At 43.0% G+C, this 26,717-nt stretch carries 25 protein-coding genes and 1 other annotated feature; of the genes, 3 read left to right on the top strand and 22 right to left on the bottom strand.

The genetic code is table 11. From position 1 onward, the window contains the following. Nucleotides 1-114: 114 nt before the first annotated feature. From FC26_RS11600 to FC26_RS11560, 9 genes are all read right to left on the bottom strand, one after another. Nucleotides 115-1,119, bottom strand: a complete 1,005-nt coding sequence (locus FC26_RS11600; protein WP_057780924.1) for a rod shape-determining protein — start codon at nucleotides 1,117-1,119, stop codon at nucleotides 115-117. Between the two features lie 160 nt (nucleotides 1,120-1,279). After that, entirely contained in the window at nucleotides 1,280-1,915 is a 636-nt protein-coding gene (locus FC26_RS11595; RefSeq protein WP_057780921.1) for a JAB domain-containing protein, read from the bottom strand. Between the two features lie 44 nt (nucleotides 1,916-1,959). Continuing rightward, nucleotides 1,960-3,276, bottom strand: coding sequence for a bifunctional folylpolyglutamate synthase/dihydrofolate synthase (locus FC26_RS11590; RefSeq protein WP_057780918.1), 1,317 nt, complete (start codon nucleotides 3,274-3,276; stop codon nucleotides 1,960-1,962). A 91-nt stretch (nucleotides 3,277-3,367) separates the two neighbouring features. Beyond that, nucleotides 3,368-6,025, bottom strand: a complete 2,658-nt coding sequence (locus FC26_RS11585) for a valine--tRNA ligase (protein ID WP_057780915.1) — start codon at nucleotides 6,023-6,025, stop codon at nucleotides 3,368-3,370. Between the two features lie 65 nt (nucleotides 6,026-6,090). Then, nucleotides 6,091-6,293: a binding site (T-box leader), on the bottom strand. A 39-nt stretch (nucleotides 6,294-6,332) separates the two neighbouring features. Then, nucleotides 6,333-6,827 (bottom strand): thiol peroxidase, encoded by a 495-nt coding sequence (locus FC26_RS11580; RefSeq protein ID WP_057780912.1) that lies wholly within the window; start codon nucleotides 6,825-6,827, stop codon nucleotides 6,333-6,335. A 114-nt stretch (nucleotides 6,828-6,941) separates the two neighbouring features. Beyond that, complete coding sequence (gene thiI / locus FC26_RS11575; protein ID WP_057780910.1) at nucleotides 6,942-8,159, bottom strand: tRNA uracil 4-sulfurtransferase ThiI; 1,218 nt, start codon at nucleotides 8,157-8,159, stop codon at nucleotides 6,942-6,944. Nucleotides 8,160-8,176: 17 nt separating this feature from the next. Further along, nucleotides 8,177-9,322 carry a cysteine desulfurase family protein gene (locus FC26_RS11570; protein ID WP_057780907.1) on the bottom strand — a complete coding sequence of 382 codons (1,146 nt, stop codon included), beginning with the start codon at nucleotides 9,320-9,322 and terminating at the stop codon, nucleotides 8,177-8,179. 212 nt (nucleotides 9,323-9,534) lie between these two features. Next, a complete protein-coding gene (gene rpsD / locus FC26_RS11565; protein ID WP_057780904.1) occupies nucleotides 9,535-10,143 on the bottom strand; it encodes a 30S ribosomal protein S4 in 609 nt (202 codons plus the stop codon). 188 nt (nucleotides 10,144-10,331) lie between these two features. Further along, nucleotides 10,332-10,793 (bottom strand): GAF domain-containing protein, encoded by a 462-nt coding sequence (locus FC26_RS11560; RefSeq protein WP_057780901.1) that lies wholly within the window; start codon nucleotides 10,791-10,793, stop codon nucleotides 10,332-10,334. 139 nt (nucleotides 10,794-10,932) lie between these two features. On the opposite strand from FC26_RS11560, the gene ezrA reads away from it, so the two are divergent. Beyond that, the gene (gene ezrA, locus FC26_RS11555) at nucleotides 10,933-12,642 is read left to right on the top strand and encodes a septation ring formation regulator EzrA (protein ID WP_057780898.1); all 1,710 of its coding nucleotides are present in this window, start codon (nucleotides 10,933-10,935) and stop codon (nucleotides 12,640-12,642) included. 37 nt (nucleotides 12,643-12,679) lie between these two features. Here the strand turns inward: ezrA and FC26_RS11550 are convergent, their stop codons facing one another. Then, nucleotides 12,680-13,276, bottom strand: a complete 597-nt coding sequence (locus FC26_RS11550; RefSeq protein WP_057780895.1) for a DUF1054 family protein — start codon at nucleotides 13,274-13,276, stop codon at nucleotides 12,680-12,682. Nucleotides 13,277-13,355: 79 nt separating this feature from the next. Here FC26_RS11550 and FC26_RS11545 point away from each other — a divergent pair, with 79 nt between their 5' ends. Both FC26_RS11545 and FC26_RS11540 read left to right on the top strand, forming a co-directional pair. Beyond that, entirely contained in the window at nucleotides 13,356-13,820 is a 465-nt protein-coding gene (locus tag FC26_RS11545) for a YueI family protein (RefSeq protein WP_057780893.1), read from the top strand. A 21-nt stretch (nucleotides 13,821-13,841) separates the two neighbouring features. Further along, nucleotides 13,842-15,128 carry a replication-associated recombination protein A gene (locus tag FC26_RS11540; protein ID WP_057780891.1) on the top strand — a complete coding sequence of 429 codons (1,287 nt, stop codon included), beginning with the start codon at nucleotides 13,842-13,844 and terminating at the stop codon, nucleotides 15,126-15,128. Between the two features lie 333 nt (nucleotides 15,129-15,461). Here FC26_RS11540 and FC26_RS11535 read toward each other — a convergent pair whose 3' ends face one another. From FC26_RS11535 to FC26_RS11480, 12 genes are all read right to left on the bottom strand, one after another. Beyond that, a complete protein-coding gene (locus FC26_RS11535; RefSeq protein ID WP_057780888.1) occupies nucleotides 15,462-15,947 on the bottom strand; it encodes a universal stress protein in 486 nt (161 codons plus the stop codon). Nucleotides 15,948-16,047: 100 nt separating this feature from the next. Then, nucleotides 16,048-16,335: a hypothetical protein gene (locus tag FC26_RS11530; protein WP_057780884.1), complete on the bottom strand. Its 288-nt coding sequence runs from the start codon at nucleotides 16,333-16,335 to the stop codon at nucleotides 16,048-16,050. Between the two features lie 82 nt (nucleotides 16,336-16,417). Next, nucleotides 16,418-17,263, bottom strand: coding sequence for a helix-turn-helix domain-containing protein (locus FC26_RS11525; protein WP_057780881.1), 846 nt, complete (start codon nucleotides 17,261-17,263; stop codon nucleotides 16,418-16,420). Nucleotides 17,264-17,281: 18 nt separating this feature from the next. Further along, nucleotides 17,282-18,733, bottom strand: a complete 1,452-nt coding sequence (locus FC26_RS11520) for a glycerophosphodiester phosphodiesterase family protein (protein ID WP_157061208.1) — start codon at nucleotides 18,731-18,733, stop codon at nucleotides 17,282-17,284. A gap of 57 nt (nucleotides 18,734-18,790) precedes the next feature. Further along, complete coding sequence (locus tag FC26_RS11515) at nucleotides 18,791-19,933, bottom strand: D-alanine--D-alanine ligase family protein (protein ID WP_057780875.1); 1,143 nt, start codon at nucleotides 19,931-19,933, stop codon at nucleotides 18,791-18,793. Nucleotides 19,934-20,027: 94 nt separating this feature from the next. Then, the gene (locus FC26_RS11510) at nucleotides 20,028-20,999 is read right to left on the bottom strand and encodes a DUF2785 domain-containing protein (protein WP_057780872.1); all 972 of its coding nucleotides are present in this window, start codon (nucleotides 20,997-20,999) and stop codon (nucleotides 20,028-20,030) included. 89 nt (nucleotides 21,000-21,088) lie between these two features. Beyond that, nucleotides 21,089-21,829 (bottom strand): hypothetical protein, encoded by a 741-nt coding sequence (locus FC26_RS11505; protein ID WP_057780869.1) that lies wholly within the window; start codon nucleotides 21,827-21,829, stop codon nucleotides 21,089-21,091. Then, a complete protein-coding gene (locus tag FC26_RS11500; protein ID WP_057780866.1) occupies nucleotides 21,819-22,694 on the bottom strand; it encodes an ATP-binding cassette domain-containing protein in 876 nt (291 codons plus the stop codon). The genes FC26_RS11505 and FC26_RS11500 overlap by 11 nt, the downstream gene beginning before the upstream one ends. Continuing rightward, complete coding sequence (locus FC26_RS11495) at nucleotides 22,675-23,058, bottom strand: GntR family transcriptional regulator (protein WP_057780863.1); 384 nt, start codon at nucleotides 23,056-23,058, stop codon at nucleotides 22,675-22,677. Before FC26_RS11495 ends, FC26_RS11500 begins: the two co-directional genes overlap by 20 nt. Nucleotides 23,059-23,062: 4 nt before the next feature. Beyond that, nucleotides 23,063-24,868, bottom strand: a complete 1,806-nt coding sequence (locus FC26_RS11490; protein ID WP_057780860.1) for an FtsX-like permease family protein — start codon at nucleotides 24,866-24,868, stop codon at nucleotides 23,063-23,065. Between the two features lie 12 nt (nucleotides 24,869-24,880). Next, the gene (locus tag FC26_RS11485) at nucleotides 24,881-25,642 is read right to left on the bottom strand and encodes an ABC transporter ATP-binding protein (RefSeq protein ID WP_057780858.1); all 762 of its coding nucleotides are present in this window, start codon (nucleotides 25,640-25,642) and stop codon (nucleotides 24,881-24,883) included. Between the two features lie 117 nt (nucleotides 25,643-25,759). Then, on the bottom strand, nucleotides 25,760-26,680 hold the full coding sequence (locus FC26_RS11480; protein ID WP_057780855.1) for an L-lactate dehydrogenase: 921 nt from the start codon (nucleotides 26,678-26,680) through the stop codon (nucleotides 25,760-25,762). Nucleotides 26,681-26,717 lie beyond the last annotated feature (37 nt).

Genomic DNA, 26,717 nt, shown 5'->3' with positions numbered 1-26,717 from the left:
CCAATGAAATTGTGGATTAAATCAACGGGGTTGGACAAAACATTAGTTTTGTGACCAACCCCGTCCCTGAAAACTCATTTAAATGTGAGCCTTACGGCTAATATCCACCCGGAATTACTTTTTCTTCATTACGTCGATACTCTTCAACGACTCACCAGTCCCGATTGCAACACAATCCAATGGTTCTGAAGCAATGAATACTGGCACTTTGGTTTCGTCGGCAATGACTTCTGGCAAATGCTTCAATAAAGCACCACCACCCGTAAGCACGATACCGTGATCAATCACATCAGCGGCGATTTCTGGTGAAGTCTCCTCCAAAGTTTCCTTGATGGCGGTAATAATTTCTGAGACAACATCTTGTAAGGCAGTTGACACATCGACGGCCGAAACTTCAACAGTCTTTGGTAACCCAGTTACCAAATCCCGTCCCCGAATTTCAGTACTGCCCATATCGTCAGCTTCATCAATTGAAGCAGAACCTGCATCCCACTTCAATTTTTCAGCAGTTCTTTCACCGATCATCAAATTCATGTGTTGGCGAACGTATGACATGATCGCTTCGTCCATCTTGTCACCAGCCATACGAATTGAACGACTCGAAACAATCCCACCAAGTGAAATTGTAGCGACATCAGTTGTACCACCACCAATATCAACAACCATACTACCGGTTGGATCCATCACTGGCAGCCCCGCACCAATTGCAGCAGCAAATGGTTCTTCAATCACATACGCATCACGGGCACCCGCAACGCGAGTAGCATCAATGACAGCACGCTTTTCAACTTCGGTAACCCCACTCGGGACACAAACCATCACGTATGGCTTACCACTGTTTTTACCAAGCGCTTTTTCGATATAGTATTTCATCATTGCAACCGTTGTATCATAGTCGGCAATGACACCGTCTTTCATCGGTCGAATTGCGACAATGCTTGATGGCGTACGGCCGATCATTTCACGCGCAGCTTCCCCAACCGAGATGACCTCTCCAGTTTTCGTATTTTTGGCAACAACTGACGGTTCGCGTAAAACAATTCCCTTACCATCAATGTACACAATCGTATTGGCAGTTCCTAAATCGATGCCAATGTTTTTAGTTCCGATTCCAAGCACGTTGTTTCTTCCCTTCATCATTTCAATCTGTTAAATTCTCACAATAATATTAGTATTATAACATAGTGTCACCACGCTGTGATATACCTTTCTTACACACAATACAGCAAATGAAACTTTTTCAAAATGATTGTCACGTAACTTAATGAATTATTTACATTTAATCCATTAATTGTGCTTCTCGCATGCTCAAATAATCGTTCTGCCCAATCACAAAACTATCCAGTAATGTAACCCCCAACAGCTGGCCGCACTGATTCAGCCGTTTGGTAAACGCAATATCATTTTCAGAGGGTTCCGTCACACCGCTGGGATGATTGTGCGCCACGACAATTGATTCCGCATGACAGTCAATGGCAATCGAAAAGATCTCCCGTGGATGCACGGGACAAGTTGTTAGGGTTCCACGAAAAACCACCTGTTGACGCAAGATACGATGTTTCACATCCAAACAAATTAAACATAAATTTTCTTGAAAATCGTCCTGAAATTCATCAATCAGAATCTGCCCAATTTGACGACTAGAAAAAATTTTTCCCAGTACTGGTCGGGAACTACGAGCGACTCGCCGGCCGAGTTCAATCCCAATCAGCATCAACTGTAATTCTTCAACACCCGAATTAACTAGATCTAGACGCTGCTGTTGACTAGCCCCTTTAAATTCACTCAATGATGGAAAAGCCGTTCGAAATTGCTGACTAAGTTCCGGTGCCTGTTTTGGATTTAATTTTTGAAAAAAAGATGTGATTAGTTCCTGATCACTCAATGCGGTGCCTACTTGCTCATTATTATTCATCGTTCATCCTCCCCATACACAATTAAAATACGGGAAAAACGAAGTTAATCCTTAAAATAATGTCGTACATCCGAAATAAAATACAACGATCCCGTAATAATCAGGATATCATCCCCGGATAACTGGTGCGCTAATTGCGTCACCCCATCTTGCCAAGTTGGTACCGTTTGAATTTGCCGTTTATCTGGCCGATCAGTAATTAATTGTTCAATCGATGCACCAGGTCGTTGTTTTTTGGGACCGGCAAATGTTGTCAATACCAGATGAATCCCTGGTATTGCACGAAGCTCATCGATCATTTCATGCGTCTGCTTATCGGCCAACATCGCTACCAATAAATAGACATCTCTTTGGCTAAAGTTGTGCTCAATAGTGGCCCGTAACGCCTTCATTGCTGGTAAATTATGGGCACCATCTAAAATAATAGCCGGCGTTTCATTGACCAATTCCATCCGACCAGGCCAGCGCGTCGTCTTTACCCCCTGTCGAATGGCACTCCAGTCCACTGGAATTGACTGACGGTTCCAAAATGCAATGACAGTCGCTACGGCGACGCCTGCATTTTGGACCTGATAATCGCCAAACAAACTAATTTGAAGCTTTTCTCGGCCAACCTGCGCATCACTAAATTCAAGCTGAGTCATTAGTCCCTGATGCTCAAGTAAGGTTACTTGATAATCGACCTCGGGTTGAATAAGTGTGGCATTTTTGTGTTGAGCATCCGCAGAGATAACGGTTAGTGCCTCATTGGGCAATTGGCCGATCACAACTGGTACATTGGGCTTGATAATACCGGCCTTTTGGGTCGCAATCTCTGTCAAAGTGTTGCCCAGAATATTCATATGATCATAACCCACTGTTGTAATGGCTGACACCGCAGGAACAATGATATTGGTTGAATCATACAAACCACCAATTCCCACTTCAACAATCACCACGTCGGGATGAACATCTCGAAAGTATAAAAACATAATTGCGGTCACAATTTCAAACTCAGTTGGGCCGCCTTCCGGCAAAACTTGGTCCAAATGATCCACGACCGTTTTGACCCGCTGCGTATATGTCACCAAGTTTTGATCATCGATCGGCTGGTTGTCCAAACTAATCCGTTCATTAAATCTGGTAATGAATGGTGACGTAAACGTGCCCACATGATTACCGGCCGCCATCAGTATTGATCGTAAAAAGGCCACGGTGGAGCCCTTCCCATTCGTACCAGTAACATGAATCATGGTCAGTGTCTTTTGGGGGTCCCCCAGTTCCTGCATCAATCGGCGCATTCTTTTCAATGTCGGAATTTTTTTAAATTGTGTGCGCCCGTGAATAAATTGCAGCGCTTGTTCGTAATTTTGAATCTCCATATGTGCTCTTCAAATCCTCTCAATTCAGCAAAAGGACGGAACCGAACCCTCACCAGAGAATTTTGTTCCGTCCTTTAACACTGACGCTACTTTATGCGTTTTGAATCGAATCAAGTCGTTCTTGGGTAGCACTCAATTTCTGTTCCCATTCGGCTTGTTTTGCGCGTTCTGCAGCAACCACTTCTTCAGGAGCATTGGCCACAAAGCGTTCGTTTCCAAGCTTCTTGGTTGAGCGTTGCACTTCTTGTTTCAACTTGTCAATTTCTTTAGCCAACTTAGCCTTTTCTTCGTCCAAATCAACTAATTCAGCCATTGGAATATAGACCTCGGCGCCCGTAATAATTCCTGTTAAGGCTAATTTTGGTGCCGTAATTGCCGTTCCAATCGTCAATTCTTGTGGATGACAGAACCGATCGATATATTCCTTGTTATCACTAAACATGGACCCGAGCGCTTCATTATCAACTTTAATCAGCATATCCACCGGCGTTGCCATTGGTGCCCCAGCTTCATTGCGGATATTTCGTACCGCCTTAATGAGTTCGATTAAATGTCCCATTTGTTCCGATGCACTGGCATCTTCTAATTCAGAATGAGCAACCGGATATGGTGCGGTCACGAGTGATTCCCCATCGTGCGGCATACTTAACCATAGTTTTTCGGTAACAAATGGCATGATTGGATGCATCAATTTTAAGGTCTGATCAAGAACATAAGCCAAAATATTACGAGTATCGCTTTGTTGTTGCGCGTCACCACTATTCAGCTTTTCCTTCGACATTTCGATATACCAGTCACAGAAATCATTCCAAATAAAGTTATATAGCGCACGACCAGCTTCACCGAACTCAAATTTCTCGAATAAGCGCGTAACTTCCTTCACCGTATTATTTAATTGGTTAAGGATATAGCGATCCGCCAAATCCCACTTACTTTGATCTGGTAACTCAGGTTTTTCCATTTCACCCAAGTTCATGATTACGTAACGACTTGCGTTCCAAATCTTATTAATGAAATTCCAAGCCGCATCCATTTTGGTGTAACTAAAGCGCACATCTTGTCCAGGTGTTGAGCCAGTGGCCAGGAACCAACGCAATGCATCAGCACCATATTTTTGAATCACATCCATTGGGTCAATTCCGTTCCCTAATGACTTGCTCATCTTCCGGCCTTGTTCATCACGAATTAAACCGTGAATCAACACATTCTTAAATGGTCGCCGTCCCGTAAATTCGGTACTTTGGAACATCATCCGGGCAACCCAGAAGAAGATAATATCATAACCAGTTACTAAGGTATCCGTTGGGAAATAGCGTTGAAAATCAGCACTATCCGTGTCCGGCCAACCCATCGTTGAAAATGGCCATAGTGCACTTGAGAACCAAGTATCAAGAACATCACTATCCTGTTCCCAATTTTCAGCGTCTTCAGGAGCTTCCATGCCAACATAGATTTCACCAGTTTCTTTGTGATACCACGCTGGAATTTGGTGTCCCCACCAGAGTTGTCGTGAAATAACCCAATCATGGATATTTTCCATCCAAGATGTAAAGGTATTTTCAAAACGTGGCGGCACAAAGTCAACTCGATCATCAGAATCCTGGTTTTTAAGTGATGCCTCTGCCAACGGCTTCATCTTCACAAACCACTGGGTCGACAAACGGGCTTCAACTTGAACCCCAGTCCGTTCCGAGTGACCAACCGAATGCACGATTGGTTCAATTTTTAGCATGTACCCTTCTTCTTGTAGATCATGAACAATGGCTTCACGTGCTTCAAACCGGTCCATACCTTCGTATTTACCAGCATTGGCATTCATGGTGGCATCTTCGTTCATCGTGTTAATGCGCTTCAAATTATGCCGATTACCGACTTTAAAGTCATTAGGATCATGAGCAGGGGTAATTTTAACCATTCCGGTTCCAAAATCTGGTGTAACGTATTCGTCAGCGATAATTTCCGCTTCACGGTTAACTAACGGCACCATGACTTTCTTACCAACTAACGCCTTGTAGCGTTCGTCACTTGGGTGCACAGCAATTGCCACATCCCCAAACATCGTTTCAGGACGAGTAGTCGCGATTTCAATATAGTCCTTGCCATTGTATGTGGTACCATCGGTGAAAGGATACTTAACATGGTAAAAGGCACCTTTATCGTCTTCATGAATAACTTCAATATCAGACAATGCAGTCCGTGCCTGTGGGTCCCAGTTAATGATATACTCACCGCGATAAATGAGTCCTTTATTGTATAGATCAACGAACACCTTCCGTACAGCCTTATTTAGGCCTTCATCAAGGGTAAAGCGTTCCCGATCGTAGTCCAATGATAATCCGAGCTTAGCCCATTGCTGGTGGATAATATCTGCATATTCATCCTTCCAATCCCATACCTGTTGAACAAACTTCTCACGACCAAGATCGTAGCGTGAAATTCCTTGATCACGGAGCCGTGCTTCAACTTTAGCCTGGGTGGCAATCCCAGCATGATCCATTCCGGGTAACCAGAGCGTATCAAATCCTTGCATCCGCTTTTGGCGAATAATCATGTCTTGCAAGGTCGTATCCCAAGCATGTCCTAAATGGAGTTTTCCAGTGACATTCGGTGGCGGAATCACGATTGAATACTTATGTGCTTTCTTATCACCATTTGGTTTAAATAGTCCTTGATCAAGCCATTCTTGGTAACGACCTGATTCAACGGCTTGTGGATCATATTTGGTCGACATGTCTGTTTCTTTTGCCATGGAACCACTCCTTTTCGCTGAATATTTAATGTGCATCAATACAAAATAAAAAACCCATCCTAACTGAATAGGACGAGTTTCTCGCGGTACCACCTAAATTGGGAATTATCCCCACTTAAATCACGTTAACGGATGTTATCCGGGCCACTCAACACTGCTAAGTGACCAGCTCGCAAGCTACCTTCAATGCATGTCAGCCAAGGATCTTTCACTAACGTCCTCTCTCTGGAGACTGCCACACACCTACTCTCTTGTTCGATGCTTATTGACGTATATCATAGACAATAATTGAATGCGAGTCAAGCACTCAAATTAATTTTTTCAATGCATTAATGGCGGCTAAATAGTTAGGCTCATCAGTTTGTTCTTCAACGATTTGCCGATAAACAATTTGGCCCTGTGCGTTTACAAGAAAAATCGACCGTGCAAGGACGCCAGCATTGGGGCTGAGTAGCTTCATTTCGTAGCCAAACGACTCCTCGCTGTCAGACATCATTTCCATCTTTTCGACATCCTCAGCTGCACACCATGCTGCTTGCTCTTTGATTGTATTGGTTGAAACGGTAATAAAACGAACATTCGGATACTGATCCACCGTTTTATTAAATTTCTTAGTTTGAATGCTGCAAACTCGGGTATTAATATCTGGTACAACACTAATTAATAGCGGTTGACCAATCAACTCCCGCGTTTTCACCTTCTGATCTTCGGCATTAAACAACTTAAAATGTGGTAAATCCTGGCCCACTTCTGGCGGATTACCGACTAATGTTTCAACTTGACCCTGGCGTGTTATTTCCACAGTCACGCACTCCTTCCTAACGCTTTTGCCCATAAAATATCTGGGGTTGTAATAAAACTACAACACTTTGTTAACCTTTGCAAGCCGTTAGACTACGAATTGATAATTGATCACTTAGAGTAATTCGGCAAAGGCATCCGCTTCCTGGTTCAAAAACTCTTCCCCTGCGTGAACTTCGACAATTTTAACGCCGTCGAGAGCCCGTTGCATCAATCCCTCAACATCTAACCGAGATTCATACACACGTGCCCGTTCAAGGTTGGGCTTTGTTTTAGGACTAGGTGGCGCAAAAATTGTACAGCAGTCTTCAAAAGGTAAAATTGATAATTGGTACGTATCAATATCTTCGGCAATTTTAATAATTTCTGTCTTATCTAGTGAAACCACCGGCCGTAAAATCGGTAGTGTGGTGACATCATTAATTGCCAACATGCTTTCCATCGTTTGCGACGCAACTTGTCCGAGGGATTCCCCATTAAAAATCGCAAGACCATGCCGTTTTAATGCCAAGGCCGCCGTCAATCGTAACATCATGCGCCGTTGAACCGTCATCAAGTAACCTTCAGGAACCTTCTCCTTAACAGTTTCTTGAATCTCCGTAAATGGTACCTGTAAGAATTGAATCGTACCACTATACCGGGCTAACTTACCCGTCAACTCTTGCGCTTTAGCTAACGCCTGTTCGCTTGTGTATGGTGGGCTAAAGAAATGGACCATTTCCATGGAAACACCCCGTTTCATCCCCAAATAACCAGCAACGGGAGAATCAATCCCCCCAGAAAGCATTAGCATGCCCTTGCCAGAAGTTCCGACTGGTAACCCACCGGCTCCTTGAATCGTTTGACTAGAAAGAAAAATACCATTCGCCCGAATTTCAACGCGCACAACCAAATCTGGCTGATGAACATCGACACTTAGTTCAGGAAATGCCTCAAGTAAATATTCACCAAGGCGCGTATTCATTTCGTTAGTATCAATCGGAAACTGATGATCTGATCTTCGAGTATTCACCTTAAAAGTTTTCGTAGTTCCGAGTTGTTCCTTAACCATTTGAGCCGCCATTTCGGCTGTTGCTTCAAACGTTCGATCCACCTTGACGGATGGCGAGAAGTTTTGGATACCAAATACCAACTTCAGCCGGTCAACAACTTGATCACTATCAGCCCCATTCAAGCTCACATGGAGTCGGTCACGATTGGCTTGAATCTTAACCTCTGGTAAATCATGTAATACCTTCCGAACGTTTGATCCTAAACGATCAATAAAAGATTTTCGATTCTTTCCCTTAGTCGATAACTCACCGTACCGCACCATAATTTCACTATATTGCATAGTAGCCTCCCTTCTAATTACATAATCTTCTTAAATTCTTGATAAAGTGTATCAAACACATCGTTAAATTCAGCAGCTTCTTCAAACGTATTTTGATCACCAAGGCTCACCCGAACTGCGCTGGTGGAGACAGCTTCGGGCACTCCCATTGCCGTAAGGGTGCTTGACGCCAAGTGTTTTTTTGACGAACATGCACTGGTGGTGGAAATATAAATGCCATGCTGCTCAAAGGCGTGGACAATCGTTTCTCCACGTACCCCTTCGATTGCAAAACATAGAATATGGGGGGCAAACAAGGCACTATCCTTTGAAAAGATTGTGACGTTTTCAAACTGTTCGATATGGTGTAAAATCGTTTGTTTGATTTGCCGTTCCACTTTAATACTTTGCGCTTCTTTATCTAGCAAGACCCGCAGTGCTTTAGCCATTGCCGCGATAGCGGGTAAGTTTTCAGTCCCGCTTCTTAGGTTTCGTTCTTGCCCACCACCAGTTAACAGCGGTGCAATCTTTCGACCTTGTTTTTTATAAATAAATCCCATCCCGCGTGGTGCGTGGAACTTGTGACCAGAAAACGTCACAAAATCGACCCGTCCATTAAAAATCAGCGATTGAATTCCCTTGCCAATTCCCTGTACAGCATCGATATGGTAGTGAACCTTTGGATAATCCTTCAGTACCTCTGCAACTTCTTTTAGAGGTTGAATCGTCCCAATTTCATTATTCACCGCCATGACGGACACCAGAATCGTGTCAGCCCGGAGCGCCGCTTTGAGATCCTCGACCGAGATACGCCCATTTTCGTCAACAGGTAAGTACGTCACATCAAATCCCAGCTGTTCCAGTTGTTCCATTGAATTATGAATTGCTGGATGCTCCACGGCGGTCGTTATGAGGTGTTTGCCAAACGACCGTTTTTCGATCGCGGTTCCCTTGACCACCCAGTTATCACCCTCAGTACCGCCACTAGTGAATAGAATTTCACTAGGAAGTACCCCAAGTAAACTCGCAATTTGTGCCCGTGATTGCTCCAACAAGTGCCAAGCCGATTCACCAAAATTATGCAAGCTTGACGGGTTACCCCAAATTTTCTCGCTGACGGTTTGGTACGTCTGTAGCACCTCGGGTAGCACCTGCGTTGTGGCACTATTATCAAAATAAATCACAATTATCCCTCTTTAATATGGCATATTCCCCACAGATGAGTGGTTCCCATGCAAGATAGTGTTGCCAGTGCGGATAGCGGCACTAGCAACGAGTTCGACTCAATTTAAACAGCTCCCTATTATAACAGACAGGGTACTGTGTGAACAGTATTTGCATTACAAAAAAGGTGGACACCAAAGTGCCCACCTCTTTGAACAGATAAATCGCGATATTACAACTTGTTGTAGTATTCAACGATAAGTGATTCATCAATTTCTGCATCCATATCTTCACGTTCTGGAATACGTACCAATGAACCTTCAAGCTTGTCAGCGTCGAATTCAACGTATGAAGGACGACCAACAACAGCTTCAACAGCGTTCTTGATGATTACCAAGTCTTTTGACTTTTCACGGACGCCAATTACTTGACCAACAGTAACTTCGTATGAAGGAATATCCACACGCTTACCATCGACAGTAATGTGACCATGGTTAACCAATTGACGAGCTTGACGACGAGTAGTAGCCAAACCTAAACGGTAAACCATGTTATCCAAACGACGTTCGAGCAAAGCCATAAAGTTGGTACCATGAGTACCTTCTTTAATCTTGCCGGCACGAATGAACAAGTTGGCAAATTGACGTTCTGTCATGCCGTATGTCATACGGAGCTTTTGCTTTTCTTGTAATTGCAAACCGTATTCTGACAATTTGCTACGACGATCGCGACCATGGTCACCAGGAGCGTATGGACGACGAGCCAATTCTTTACCAGTACCTGAAAGTGAAACGCCAAGACGACGTGATAAACGCCAGCTTGGTCCTGTATAACGAGACATATATAGTTCCTCCAAAAAATTAATATGGAGTAAAATAATCCGATTGTAAGCTTGGTATTCGTGCAGGTCAATTTGCAACGTTCGCCTTTGCAGCCTCGGTTACTAGTTGAACCAAATGGCATCTCCCTGTTGACGAGCTTACCCACTTACTGCTGCATTATTTTACACAAAGAGTAGTATAACGCGTTTTATGAAGCTACGTCAAGGTGCGTCATCAAAACGGTCGCGAATTCTTTTAACTCTTGTTCGTCCTTAGCTGAAAAACGATCATAGTTAGTTGAGTCAATATCAAGTACACCAATTTTTTGACCATTTGCAGTAATTAGTGGAACGACGATTTCAGCATTGGACTCACTATCACAGGCGATATGTCCTGGAAAGTCATGAACATTAGCAATTCGTTGCACCTGCCCTGTTTGAAGTGCCGTACCGCAAACCCCATTTCCGTTTTTGATGTGCATGCACGCAACTTTCCCCTGGAAAGGTCCCAAGACAAGCTCATCATTTGAGTCGTTATATAAATAAAAGCCCGCCCAACTGATTTTATCCCAGCTTTGCATCAAGAGTGCCGCCGCATTTGATAAATTAGCGACGTCATTTGATTCATTGAATAACAGAGCATCCAATTGTTGTCCCATTAGTGATGTCATCTTAAAAGCTCCTTAATTACCAACCGATTTAACGTGTTGCCATGATTGGTCTATGTTATAATTTTGAATAAGATGATTTTATATTTAATGTAGCTAAATTGCAATTGTAAAGTTTGGTACATAAGGGTGGGATTTCGAAATGTTGCAGGTTTTAATCGGTATTGTTGTCATTGCGTTAGTGGTTGCTGGTGGTCTTTATCTTTTTCAGCGACGGGCAATTAATCGTGTGAATGAGCTTCAAGCACAAAAACAGGCACTAGTGGCTAAGCACATCGAAGGAAAAATTAGTGATGGTGACCAGTTGAGTCTCACTGGTGATTCATTGGAACAGTTTGAAAAATTAAAACACGATTTTGAGCAGGTTCAGCAGCAACTGTTCCCCAAAATCGATGCACTGATCGAAGCGATTCGGAGCGATGCACGGGGCATCAATTTTATTCTAACGAACCAAAAGCTTGCTGAACTCACCGACCTCGTTCAGCAAGCAACTGATCAGATTCACACTGATCAACAATCATTGCAGGAACTCCAAAAGATTGATCAAACACATCGTCACGCTGTTTCTGAATTAGAAAAAAAATATCAACAAATTCGTAAAAAACTGCTCTCTGAAAACTTTCGCTTCGGAAATAGTATTGATCAGTTAGAGGACCGTCTTTCTAAATTAGAGGACGCTTTTGATCAATTTAGCCAACTCACAATTGAGGGTGATCACTCTAATGCACATGACGTTTTACTTGAATTACGCGCGCAAACTTCAGAACTTGATAAAATCATCGCTGCTGTACCAGATCTATATCAAAAACTGGATCTCACATACCCGGAGCAACTAAAAGAACTCGCAAGGGGCTATCAAAAATTAGCCCAGCAAGACTACCAATTTGTGGATGCCGACATTGCGATGGAAATTGACAACATTAACAAGCAACGTAAAGAAACGCTTGGTAAACTGGCGCAGCTTGAAATTGATGCCGTTCAAAAGGCCAATACCAGCATTGAACGCCAAGTTGATCATCTGTACGATGTCATGCAAAAAGAAATTGATGCCCGTCCCGAAGTCACCAAACTCATGCCGGAAATTTCTAAGTTTATTATCCATGCTCAGAATCAAAACCATGAACTGCTGATTGAACTTGATCGCCTCAGCCAAAACTATACATTGGATCACGCGGAGCTTGAAACTACACGGGGATTGGGCGAACAAATTAAGGCCATCGAGAAGGATTATCAAGATGATATGAGCGCCATTCATAAACACACCGCCATCGACAGTCAAATCTTGGAACGTCAAAAAGCGGCCAATGAAAAACTGGTTCAGATTGAACTGCAACAGACCGAAGTCAACGACAGTGTTGCCGGGTTACAAGAAGACGAACAAAAAGCTAAGGAAACCTTAGCCCACTTTGCAACTGAAATTCACGCCATCAAGCGACAGGTTGAACTCCTTAATCTTCCCGGTCTCCCCAAAGAATACCTAGACTATTTCTTCGTTGTCAGTGATGAAATCACCAAGTTAGATGAAGATATTAACCGAATCAAGATTAATATGGAAGAAATCACCAAGCAGCTATTAATCGTTCAAGCTGATCTTGAAACTTTGCAGGAAAAAACAGATGACATTCGTGACAGTTCTCAACTCACCGAACGGCTATTACAATATGCAAACCGATTCCGTGAAAACCATCCTGACGTCGATGAAGCCGCACAAAAATCACAGCAGCTATTTGATCAAGATTTTGACTATTCCGCGAGCCTTGAAACAATTGCGACTGTCCTCGACAAAGTCGAACCAGGCTCATACAAACGGCTTGAATCGAGTTATTATGATAGTATCGAACAAAATAAGTAATTCTTGGTTCTCCGCTTACAGTAGTGGAGAACTTTTTTTACAACCAATGCCGATATATCGGCATTACCGCATCAACCGTTGCTTCAATAGCCGCTAACTGTTGATTGGCGTCCAATGCCATTAATTCCGCCTGTGACCATATCCGTCCGACCAAAAATTCACTTTTAGGATGTTGTTCAAATTGCGTTAACGTCACCGCTAGATGCTCGGTGTCGTTGACCACGTGATCTGCGGTAGTGTGATCGTTACTCAACTGCAATTGTGGCCTTCTTTGAATCTCCGACTGGCTCCGTACAACACGGCTGATCAGTGTCTCATCGTTTTGCTTACCTTCTTGCAACACAACTAGCCAGACAAACAATGCGTGTGGCCACAGTCCAATTTCGAGGTGTGGGTCCTTTTTATATCCCCGTTTTTGTGGTCCAAAGGCGATCCATGTATCAACTGGTGGGTTAACTGTTCGTCGCATGTGTTTGGCAACGTGCGGATACAACATTACCTGCTGCCGTTCAAATATTGGTTCTAGGCGTGTGGCCAGGGACAAGAATTTAGGATCAATAATGGTCTTAATTTTGGTCATTCGCCCGGCTAACGTGTCATCTTTAAAGACTTCAAAGTCCTCATCTGTAAACACTGCAAAACAACCCCTTTACTCAATTTAACTTCGTATAAATGTTATAATATCGTCAGTGAAAAAGAAAGGACTACTACCAATGTCTGCAAATTCTAAAATTCCTGAAGACAAGCATCTTCAAAGTGCACTATATGGCACCCCGAAAGTTAATCCTGACGAGCAACGCCGCTACTTAGGAACCTTTCGCGAGCGTGTTTGTCTCACCGTCAGCATCGAAGAGCTAACGCAAGACGAATGGACGCAAGGCTTTGCCAAGGAAATTGCTACCGAGCAAGCTGAAATTATCTTCTTCAATGGCAATATCGATCAAAGTAAATTAAGATCCTATATTCTAACAGCCACCAAATCGGGGGTTAATTTTACGATTAAAACTAATCCAGAGTATCGTACCAATCCGGACAACCTGGCCATCGTCGTTGCTTCTAAAAAAGCCATCTATGTCCAAACGGTAGATATCGCTAAAAAGCACCAACCAGATCAAGCTGGCGATCAATCAGCAGCGCCTAAAAAAAAGTCATTTTGGTCTCGTCTTTTTAAATCATAAGTCATTCAAAGGAGTCTTCACATGCAACAACCTTTAGCCTATAGAATGCGGCCTACCAAACTTGAAGACATCGTTGGCCAACAGCATCTCGTTGGTCCTGGAAAAATCATTTCCCGGATGGTGACCGCTAAAATGTTATCTTCCATGATTCTTTACGGGCCACCGGGAACCGGGAAAACCAGCATTGCCAGTGCCATTGCCGGCTCAACCAAGTATGCCTTTCGTATGCTAAACGCCGCCACCGACTCCAAAAAGGACCTTCAAATCGTGGCGGAAGAAGCCAAGATGAGTGGAACCGTAATCCTACTTCTAGATGAAATTCACCGACTCGATAAAACCAAACAGGATTTTTTGTTGCCCCATCTCGAAAGCGGCCGAATTGTCCTAATTGGTGCCACAACTGAAAATCCATACATCTCAATTAATCCCGCCATTCGTAGTCGAACCCAAATCTTTCAAGTATATCCCCTTACCGAAGCTGAAATGACCGCTGCCGTGCAACGAGCACTCAAAGATTCCAAAAACGGCTTGGGTAAATTGGATATCGATTTAAAACCCGAAGCACTGTTACAACTTGTCCGAGCAACCAACGGCGATCTTCGAAGTGCGTTGAATGGTCTAGAATTAGCCGCAAAATCTACACCGCAAAACGAAGCCGGTCAGATCGTGCTCACGCTCCCCATCATCGAGGAAAGTGTTCAACATAAAGCTCTTTCCGCAGACAAGGACGGGGATGCCCATTACGATGTTATCTCCGCTTTCCAAAAATCAATTCGAGGTAGCGATGTAGATGCTGCACTTCACTACCTCGCACGACTCGTGGAAGCTGGTGATTTACCGATTATTGCGCGCCGATTAATGGTAATTGCGTACGAAGATATCGGTTTAGCTAATATGCCCGCCGCCAACCGCGCTGTCACAGCCGTCATGGCCGCTGAAAAATTAGGTTTCCCAGAAGCCCGTATTCCATTGGCAGATGCCGTTATCGAATTATGTCTCTCGCCAAAATCAGATTCTGGCATTTCGGCCGTGGATGCCGCAATTGCTCGCATTAAAAAAGGTAACTTTGGCGATGTTCCTGCCCACCTCAAAGACGCTCACTACAAAGGGGCCGAGAAGCTCGGGCATGGCGTCGACTACCAGTTCCCACATAATTTTGAAAATGACTGGGTCCAACAACAATATTTACCAGACAAAATTAAGCATGACCAGTACTACCTGCCCAAAACGAATGGTCGATTTGAAGCGGCACTGGCCAACCAATACCAACAATTGCTTAACGCGCAGGGGATTAAAAAGAAAAAGTAGTCAAATTGATTGCGCTATCATAAACAACATGCTAACATGTATATAGAAACTCTAAAGTGTACGCGTTGTTCATACTACAGTTTTGCCTTACAGTCTTACGACATCGGGACTAGTGTTCGTTATATGGATAACATGCCTTATCGCTTGGTAGTTAGAGATATAACAACCGTGACCCACCTGTTTTTAACACAGGTCAACACTGACGAACGATTAACGGCACCGTTGAGTTTCTTTTAATAGAATATTAGCTTAAGTTACGACTTAATTGTCGTAACTTATTTTTTTGCACTCAAAAAGCGTATCTGCATACGCAGATACGCCCTTAATGTCTAATTATTTACGATTTTTTACATTCTTGACAAAGTGGTTGTCCAAGTCAGTCCGAACAACTAACACGTCACAAACTGCAGTTCTAGTAACATACTCTGTAATCGAACCAATTAATAGTCGTTCTACTGCGTTTAACCCAGTAGCACCGATCATGATTAAATCAGCTTTCATTTCCTTAGGTACGTCATGAGCAATAATTGTCTTTGGTGCACCATATTCGATCGTGTAGCTGACATTCGTCACACCTTCGGCCTTGGCATCATCAATGTACTTATCCAGCGTTTTCTTGGCCGTCTCCGTAACTTGTTCAACCATTGAGGTATCAAAACTAGAGATATTTTGAAATGCCCGGGTATCCACAACATGGAGTAACCGTAATTCCGTTTCAGAACCGTTACGCTTAGCCACCGCAATGGCCTTTTTAAAAGCTAACTCCGCTTCCTTGGATCCATCAACTGGAACGAGGATATGTTGATATTGTTGTAACATAAATATTACCCCCCTACTTTGTTTGTATCTTCATTTTACGTTATTTATGAACAAAACACAAAGCAAATCCCTAATAAAGGCAACATTGTTTTCGCTTTCATCACTTATGATTTAAAAACCATACAAAAGTGAACGAAAGAAACGTCCCAGAAAAACAACCGACACTCAAGATTGCCACGGTGAAGCCCGTCGAACCCACAAATGCGGCCGTGAGTGCCAACGCACCAACCACCAACATTTCAATTCCCCAAATCAATACTGCCCACTGAAATTTAACGCTTTTTCGCGGATCAAAAATCAAAAATGGTTTGTGCCTGTGGGTAACCAAGTAGTACCCAATATAAAGTGCAATTATTGCAAATAAAGTCGTTAAAGCTTGAATTGCCATTCATTTTTCCTCTTGTTCTTATGAGTTTCACTTAACAGCTGTCAATTATAACAAATTTTTCCCAGCAACAAAACTCTCACACTCATGATAATTTGAGCTGCTGTTGTCGAATAACACTTAGCAGCTTGGGATGTTGACACACAATTCCTAAGCTTTCAGCGATTCGGAGCGTTTGTTGTCCGGCAGTCACATCCCCCATGGTTAATTGAGTCACCGCCAATTGATAGAAAGCCTGATCGATGCCAAATAGCGTTTCAAAGTGCCGACAAAGTGCTACCGCTTTTTTTCCGTGTTGCAGACTCACCGCCAATTGATCCAATTGCCGATTCAGCTGAGTCAATTTCAAATTTAACGCAATTAACTGCCGTGCGGTTGCCCCTACTAATTGTCCCGTAGTCATCTTTGTTGCTTTTTGGGCTAGCTGTTCCGCGGTTGACGTATCCCCATTTTTTAAATATGCGATGCCGGCCGCAACCGTTGCCATTACTTGATAGATATCAGTTTCGTTGGCAGCAAACTGCTTTAAAGCGAGATTAAAATTAAATAGCGCTTCTGTCGGATCACTTTGTTGCATGAGTTGAAGCATCCCCAAAAAGTAATAGTAACGTTGCTTATCGTGACCGGTCCGCAACTGTTTAATTCGAATTGTGTTCAATAAGTTAGCCGTGAGTTGTGCGTCATCCGCCAAAACGGCATTATCGATCCGCTCAAAAATGTCGGTCAAACCATTATTAGTGGTTTCCAACACATCCGCAACGTCAACGCCGAGCCGCTCACAGATTTGAAATAAGATGGGCATGCTTGGCAATTGATTATTCTTTTCAATTAAGCTGACCGTTGCTTGCGTACAGATTCCCTGGGCCAACTCGGTTTGTGATAATCCGAGTTTTTTCCGTAATAACCTAACTTGCTCGCCGCGAATTTTCAAGTTTTATCGCCTCGCCTCTTAAATGATTTGCCACAAAAAATTCTCCGCCTGATACATGATGCCATTGGTAACGTGCGCCAAGTGGGTTTTAACCAGACTAGTATCATCGGTAATAATTCCATCGACCCCCGCGGCCACCATCCGTTTAGCGGCTACCGGCCGATCCACCGTCCAAGCGTAAACTTTAACATGATGATCATGCAAATAATTCACGTACGCCCGATTAACGGCACGGTAGTCAATCGAGTAAAAATCAACCCCGGTCGTTTTTAAACGGCTAATAATAAATGGTCGAATCAGTCCCAGTTGTTGGTGCTTTACATGCTGTCCGAGCTCTTCAATAATTGCATCATCCACAGAATGTACGGCGAACTGATCTGTCTGCCATGCGTGTCGATAACGCCGCACAAACTCCCGGGCCGATTGACGAGAATTAACCCCCGCTTGCGGCTTAATCTCAACAATCAGTTTTACATGCAGACGCCGTGCAGCTTTTAAATAGGCATCAAACGACGTCAATTTTGTTTCTTGCCCATGTTCCCTAACGTGCACCTGCATTAGCCGAGACAATCGGTGATCTTTTACTAGGATATTACGGTGCGCCAGATGTGCTAAGTTGGGGTCATGCAGACAAACAAACCGGTGATCCTTAGTCTCTTGAATATCCATTTCCATTCGCTTGGCGCGGTTGCTTGTTTTTTTTAAACTTTGCAGTGTATTCTGCACCCCATTATGACCATCAACTCCCCGATGAGCGATCAAAGGAATCGTCGACGAACGTGGGAAGCTAGGCTGAACGACCATCCAGCAAATGGTACATCCTAAACAAATCACCGCCAAACTTCCGGTAAAACAGGGTTTAAGAGTCCCTACCTGATCAATCCTTAAATAGCGGACTAACAGCCAACTGGTCGTATTTGCCGCAAACAGTGTCCCAGCAGCAACTAAGATCACCGCACCACTACGATTATTGAGAAAAATTCCCCCAGTTGCAATTAACCCCAAGCCTAGACTTTCCATCAGCCAGATACTAAATGAACGCCGGCGAGAAAGACTGGCGCGTGCCAATTTAGTCGGCTGAAGCCAGTGCAAGGTCATCGGTTGGACACTCCACCAACTTCCTAGTAGAACCAGATACGTTAATACTGCAATTATACCTAGCAATAAGCGATGCAGATAAATAAACTGCAATCCCAGTTCAGGAACTGGCAGGGCCATCAATAAATAGCTCGTAAGCCCTAAACCGCCCAATGGTAAGATCAATATCCAATTGATGATAATTAACACGATCAATTTTACAACCGATTGTCGTGTTCGTAATTCCAGCCGCCGTGCTAGCCACCACGTGACCACCCCGAGACAGCCTCCGAGCCAGAGCCATTTAACTAACAGACTTAAATCGGTCGTCCAAAGCCAGTTGTTTGTCATAATGGCGAGCCATAAAATTACCGTTAATTCATGCCTTTTCACTAAAATCACCCGTTGTATCAAAAAGGCACCTGCCTTATCTAGCACGTGCCTTTTGCATTAGTTGGTTTGATTATACTTCTTTTCACCAACATGTTCAGTACCTAATTCTTCAAAATCATATTTAATTTGCTGATTACGCTTGTACTCGGCAAATCCATACTGAATAATTTCATCAATCAAATCCGAGTAACTGATGCCTGAAACTTCCCACATCTGCGGATATAAACTAATGTTGGTAAAGCCTGGTAATGTATTGGGTTCGCTTAGATATGGTACACCATCCTGATCGACTAAAAAGTCAATTCGTGATAGTCCCTTCATTCCGAGCGCAACGTAAGCCCGTAACGCCATATCAGTAATTTCTTTTGTTAATTCATCCGATAGGACAACCGGTAATTCAAACACCACACCGCTCGCATCAACAAACTTATTTTGATAGTCGTAAAATGCATCCGATTCGGGTACCCGTACGGCCCCGAGCTTCGATGCCCGTGGTGCTTCGTTCCCTAAAATTGAGATTTCAATTTCTTGTGGTTTCACAACCGCCTGCTCAACTAAAATCTTAAAATCATAGTTAAAGGCATCTGCTAGCCCTGATTCATATGAAGCCGCATCCGTTGCCTTATGAATACCAACTGAAGAACCTTGGTTAGCCGGTTTAATGAAGACGGTGTCGCCCAATTCCGCACTAATTTTAGCCCACGTCATCTCGTCCTTGTTTTCAGGCGTGACTAGGAGATACTTCGTGTTGCGAACCCCCGCCTGATTGAGGATGCGTTTCGTCATATCCTTATCAAACGATGCTGCAGACGCTAAAATTCCTGATCCGATATATGGCTTTTTAAGTAGCTTGAAAAGTCCTTGAACCGTACCATCTTCGCCCAAGTTACCATGAATGACTGGGTAAAAAATATCAACATCCTGAATTTCTCCCAAGGCCATGATTGGTGCCAATGGGTTGCTCATGTCAATCTTTGGATATTCATCGGCAACCACTTGGTCTTCATCTTCACCATTAAAAATTCGTTGTGATGCTTGATGACCTAACAAAATACCATCTTTGGTAAACATGAATAGACTAACATCATATTTCGTCTTATCCATGGCGTCATAAATATTATGTGCTGAACGCTTTGACACATCGTGTTCAGAAGAGTTGCCTCCAAACAGCAATGCAACATGAATCTTCTTTTCTTGCATTTTATCTCACACCTATTCTCCGATTTATAGAACCCTAAGTATAGCATGTCAGTAAGATGTTTGAAAATGCTTTACTTAGAAAATTCATTATTTTCTAATTTATAAAATTCTGACCACCAGCGATGTACTTAATAATTTCATCATCAAACCCACCACTAATTAGGATCGCTTGCATCAGCCGCATATGATTAAATACGACAGTCCACTGTCCTTCCGTTTGAGGCTGATAATCGCTCATGATTTGAGATCGCCAAGCTTTTAGTTGCAACAGAAAATAACTGCTATAAAGATGGTTCTTCTTGGTTAATCGTGATAAATACGCCGTTAATCGCTGAGATTCACCAAAAATTAATGGCGTTTCAAGCCGCTTATACCGTTCAATCAAGACCGTCATCAAAAAAATCTTATCTGAGCGCGCAAGATCGTCTCGTTGTGATAACTCGTCGAGTACGTTACCAATGTGGGTATACGCATGGGCCCAGCCATTACGCTTGACAAAGCCACGGGTATCCGTTTCTAGCACAATATAAACAGCCATTTGATCGACTAACCGGTTTAACATCTCACTATTCAGGAAAAAATAGCCCGCTCGATCGCCGTACAAAAGTGTCGAGAGTAATAAAACAGCAAAAGAGCGTTGAAAAATACCATTATTTTTCCGCTCTTCAATGTGATCAAACATAATCTCATCCGATAGTAAATAATTAAACGTCTGGGTCATTTGATCCTTGGTCAGAATTTGATCCTCTAACAAGTCGTTGAACAAGAAGTAAACCCCTTGATCCCGGACCGCTGAATTAGTGGATCCAATATGACTTAGCAATTCAAACAACTGTTGGTTTGTAATTGCGGTCAATTCATTTTTATTCAGTTGTTCGCGTAACTCCTGCAGTAACTCTAAAACGTCACTTTCATCTGCTGGTTGCTCAATTTTCGTTGAACGCTGGCGTTTCACGGGGTCGATGATCTTACCAACTTCATCGCCTAGTGACTGGAAGATCTCCCCTTGATTCACCTTAGAGCGTAACTCTGAAAGTTGCTGTCTTAATTGTTGAATTTGCGTCATTCGGATTCCTTCCTTACTCTATTAATTAATAGCTCAATCTTATCACAACCGGATACAATTGAGGATCGAAAGAATCTCGTTTTACCAAATTAATCTCGCCGTAATTTCATTTTGCTACTAAAGAAAAATGACAACAACAGCATCACAACCAGCCAGACTAACACGAAGAGACTAATGTTAAGTGGATTCATCATCCCCGTTTTGTCTGAATAACCGATAATAGCTTTCAATACATTAGCGACCGCTTCTTGATTCTTCAGCATTGCTTTGACCAGTTGCACGAGGAGAATGAGCCCCACAATCGGAACACCAATGATTACAGTTGCTTTTCCACGCTTGCTAAGAAGCGCAAGGCCGTATCCAACCGCCAACGCTGTGGCAAATAAGCTCAACATATTCATGAAATCAAAGGCCAACGCAGCGCCCCATTCTGCTCCCTTAGGCGTGCCGAATAAGCCAGCATATAATAAAGACCCATGATCCACCAACGCATCAATTCCTTGAACAATGACTATGGGCAAAGACAGTAACAAAATTCCCTTCACGCGTGCCAACCAAGCAGTTCTTCGCGATATTCCATTTTGGATGGTCAATTTAAAATTATTGTAATTGAAGAACAAACAGTCCGCAATGGTGTAGAAGATGGCGACCGCCAGCAACTCACTGACAAAATTACTCCACGTCATTCCAGACATATTACTGCTGACAATGAGCGAGATGAGCGTTGGCACAATCACGACGATGGCAAAAAAACAGATATAGGTAGTCCCTAAATGAAACAGTGAATTTTTAAAATTATAAATGGCTAATCGATTACTTTTAGTGTTCATTTTGCTGATGCCTCCCGTTCGTCAGGTATACAAATAGTTTTTGTAAGTCTAAATGTTCAATCGTTACTGAATCTGGAATAATTCTTGTATCATCGAGGGTACCAAATACATAGTTGGTTGTAATTTGGCCAAGACTCTCTTCCCCAACCACATTGAGTCCTTCAGTGTAGGCTAACACAGCCGGCCGTGGCCCAGTGATCGCATACGATCGAGCGATAAGTTCCTCGACGTCTTCATCTGCCAAAAGTTGGCCGTCGTCGATCATGAAAACATGTTCCACTAAATTAGCAATTTCTTCGATCAAATGTGTCGAAATCACAAATGTACGTGGCCGTTTTTCATATGCTGCCAATAATTCTTGATAAAATAGCTCCCGATGATTTGCATCTAATCCGAGTACCGGTTCGTCCAAGAAAATATAATCCGCAGGAACACACAACGCAATAATGAGTTTAACAATGGAATGGTATCCAGTTGATAACCGGCCAAATCGTTCCTCTAAGTTAACCTGAAACTTACCCGCTAATTCATGCGCAAGTGGCCAATCAAATTGACCATAGCTCATCTGTACCAAGTCAAAAATCTTTCGAACCTTCAGTCGTTCAGCATATAAATTCGCCTCACTCATTAGGTACATTTTTGAGAGACAATCATCATTTTCAAAAACTTCTGTATTATCAAGCATGACATCCCCGCTGCTTGGGAATATTCGGTTAGTAATTATATTTAGCAGTGTACTTTTACCAGCGCCGTTACGCCCCAGCAATCCATAAATCTTTTGTGGTTCCAACGTCATCGTCACGTCTTTTAAAACCTGATGTTTGCCAAAATGCTGTGAAATATGATTAACGTGTAGTGTCGTCATTTTGATACCCCCGTGAAATCAGTTGTTCCAATTTATCCTGCGTTAAGCCCAACTTCTGAGCTTCTTGAACCAGGTTCAACACATAATCAGAATAAAAACTTTCTCGTCTTTGATGCATAATTTTATCCTTCGCTCCTTGTTTAACAAACATTCCCAGCCCACGCTTTTTCTCAATCAAATCCTTAGCCACCAGTAAATTCATACCCTTTAATACCGTGGCAGGATTAATATGAAACTGCTTTGAAATTTCCGTTGTCGAAGGGACCTGATCATCCTCATTAAAACCACCCGTAAAAATTGCCTCTTCTAATTGCGCGGCAACTTGTTGGTAAATCGGTTCAGTACTATCAAAATTAAACTGCATCCTCTCACCCCCGCTTCGTGTCTTTCAAAACCAGTTGTCGATAAATAACGACCGTTACAACGTAGTACACGGCGTAGCAACCAACAAACATAAGGCTCGCCATACCAAAGGTATGATATGGACTAAGCATCAATTTGGTAAACATCCGCAAGCCCAATGCAACATAACTTACCCCAAGGACGGCTGGAATAATAAACAAGGTTCCAATTTCAGTCACCAGTGCCCAGTCTAATTGCCGCTGACTAGCCCCAATATTATTCAACACGTGATAGCGTCGTTGGTCAGCGCGGGTCCCTGATAATACTTTAAACATCAAGCAACTTGCAAGCATTGTCAAAAAGGCAATCCCCAAGAAGAGGCCCATAAATTCTAACCCACCAAACATGGAATTAGCGACTAAATACATGTTGTATCCGTTACTCGTCTCCATCCCACTTTGCTGTGCCGCTGTTTGATACTTCGCTAGTTTCTTCAGAACTGGCAGGCTGGCATGCAAATCTTTAACCCGGATTAACGTCAGGGCTGCACGCTTACCCGTTTGTGCTTTAAATTTAGCGGGTGTCAAAATAATGATTTCTTTATTCCGAACACTCGGATCTTGCAGCTCCTTAAACATCGCCTGTTCAGTGCCCGATTGAATCAACTTTTCGTTGGGAATGTTTCGGTAAGTTGGTGCCGAAACACTGGTCGTATCTTTGATAGTTCGGACCATCTGAAACGGCTGTTGCTTCAATTCTGCCTGATTGTAATAAACATACTTTCCTGCACTAATTTGATGGTACACAACCTTCTTTTGAACGTTCAACTCTTTGATCAATTTTTGTGCCTTCGTACTTGGATTCGTTAAGTTCATCGTATACGCACTGGCACGTTCACTGACAACCGGGATCTGTTGGTAATAGCCCGTTCCGACGGTAATGGCTCCCAGTGCAAGTGAGAAGAGAATCGTCACCATGGTTAAAATTCGTGTATAACTTCCAATTCGAAATTCCAGTTGACCCATCGTGAACTTGCGTAAATTTTTGGATGAAAAACTGGTCTTGCGCAGTAGTCGAATAATTAGAGTGAACAGTGAGCCGATAAGCAAGTAACTACCGAAACAGATTGTCACTAATGCAATAACAATGGCCATCAACCGTAGCTGCTCAATGCGATCCATTGCAATAAATCCGACTGCTAATAACACGATGCCGACGATTACACCAGCGAATAACTTATTTGTCGTCACCATTCGTTGGTTAGCTTGTTGCTGCGCATGAATAATTTGGGTCAGTGGTTTTCGATGGATCGAAATAATCGACGTAATGGCGCAAAATAGCGCTAAAATAAAGAAAATTACTAACGTTGTTACAACGGAAGTCACGGACCCTACATTCAACCCCGTCAATTTGAAATCAATCATCTTAGCTAATGCACCACTTGCAAACTGGGTCAAAACTGCACCCACAATAATGCCGATAATCGTTGACCCAAACTGAATGACAAAGGTTTCGATCATAATTAACTGATCAATTTTGGAGCGCCGTGCACCGAACGTCAGTAGCATTCCATAATCCTGTAGCCGCATCTGTAACAGAAACGACTGCGCGTACCAGACGTACACAATCGCAATCACCGTCAACAAGACAACCCCAAAGTAGAAGACCTGCGTCACTAATGAAATGCTAATATTTTGTTTCAAAAAATGCTCGTTAGTCGCAATTGACATAAAAAGATAAAAAATGGCTGAGCTAATGATCAAGCCGGAAAATAAAATGAGATAGTCCGCCAAGCGACGACGAATTCCGGTAAGTCCTAATTTTAATAACATTGATTGTTCTCCTTATCTATAGGTGCCCAGATCAGATAGGATTGACTGATAGAAATCATGGCGCGGTTGGCCATCTCTTTCAATCGTCTGACCAATTTGACCATCCTTAATCATTAAAATCCGTTCGCAATACGAAGCTGAGAATGGATCGTGGGTCACCATCAAAACGGAAACATGATCTTCCTGGTTGATTTGTGTTAATAACTCCATCAAATCACGCGCATTGTCTGAATCCAATGCCCCAGTCGGTTCGTCCGCTAAAATTAACCGTGGTTCATTTACCAATGCTCGAGCCGCGGCTACCCGCTGCTTTTGCCCACCAGATAATTGCGCCGGATATTGGTCAATAAACTTTTCAATCGATAGTCGGCGACTGATTTTTTCTACCTGAGCTCGCGATTGCTGCTTGTTTACCCCTTGAAGATCTAATGGCAATGCAATATTTTCAGCCGCGGTCAGATTTTCCAATAAGCTAAAATCTTGAAAAATAAAGCCTAACTGTTGGCCCCGAAACTCGCTTAACTGTCGATCCGCAATTTGGCTTAGATCCTGATCATTAATTTTAATCACACCACTTGTGGGACGATCAAGGGTTGCCAGTAGGTTCAATAGCGTGGTTTTACCCGAACCAGAAGCACCCATCACCCCAACAAATTCACCAGCCATGACCTGAAAATTAATGCCCTTTAGAGCCTCATAACTAGTTGTTTGTTGACTACCATATACTTTATGAACGTCTCGTACTTCAATAACTGACGCGGTTTGTTTTTTCATAATGCCCTCCATAGATAACTGGTTAATTACTTATGCAACTAACTATATATGGTTAATGCTTATTTGTCAAACAAAAATTCCAACTCCCGTTATCGCGGTCGTTGGAATTTTTGTTTTTTATGGTCGGTTCAACCCATCAAATTTTTGCTTAATAAACTCAGCAGAGCTCTTTAACTGTCCGTCTTCCAGTTCCGAAAGCTTTAGGAAAACCAATGATTCGATCCCATTTTTACCAACAATTGCTGGTTGCCCCACATAGGTCCCGAGTCCAGGATGGTAAGTAGATACTGGAGCTGCTAAATGGGCATCGGCAAGTACTGCGCGGGCCAATTTAACTGCGCACGTTGCAATGGCATAGCACGTATACCCCTTACCATTGAAAATATACCATCCTCCACGGCGTGAATCTGTTTCAAGCTCCTCGTAGTTAATCCGGTAGTCCGCTTCAATTTCTCCAACCGGGCGACCGTTAACCGTGACCGTTGACCAAGCTACAAATTGTGATTCACCGTGTTCACCATACACATAGCCACCAATGTTTTTCGGATCGACCCCTAATTTATTGCCCAATGCTCGCTGTATTCTCGCGGTATCGAGAAACGTGCCGGTCCCAAAAACTTGGTTGCGGGGTAATCCTGTCAACTCTTGATAATAGGCTGTTACCACATCACACGGATTACCAATGTTAATCAAGACCCCATTAAATCCAGATGCTTTAATCTTAGGGGCAATCTCTTGGACCGCGGCTTCGTTGAATTTTAACTCACCAAAACGATCACCATCTTGTTGAATCACATTGATATTCCCCACTGCAGAAATGATGACATCGGTATCTTTCAATGCCGCATAATCCTGCACCACAATCTTGGTCGACGTATCTAATCTCGCAATGGCATCCATTAAATCATACTGTTCGGCAACGACCTTATCCGAATTCGTATCAATCAACACGAGTTCATCCGCAATTCCCTTTGTCACCAATGTGTATGCAACTGTGGCGCCAACATGTCCCAATCCAATCACTGCTATCTTGCGCATTCCATCACCCTTTTTCTTTAATACCTTGATTATATTA

The sequence above is a fragment of the Paucilactobacillus vaccinostercus DSM 20634 genome (assembly GCF_001436295.1).
GTDB classification, from domain to species: domain Bacteria; phylum Bacillota; class Bacilli; order Lactobacillales; family Lactobacillaceae; genus Paucilactobacillus; species Paucilactobacillus vaccinostercus.
The sequence above is the reverse complement of the archived record's forward strand: the minus strand, read 5'-3'. Positions and strand labels throughout refer to the sequence as shown.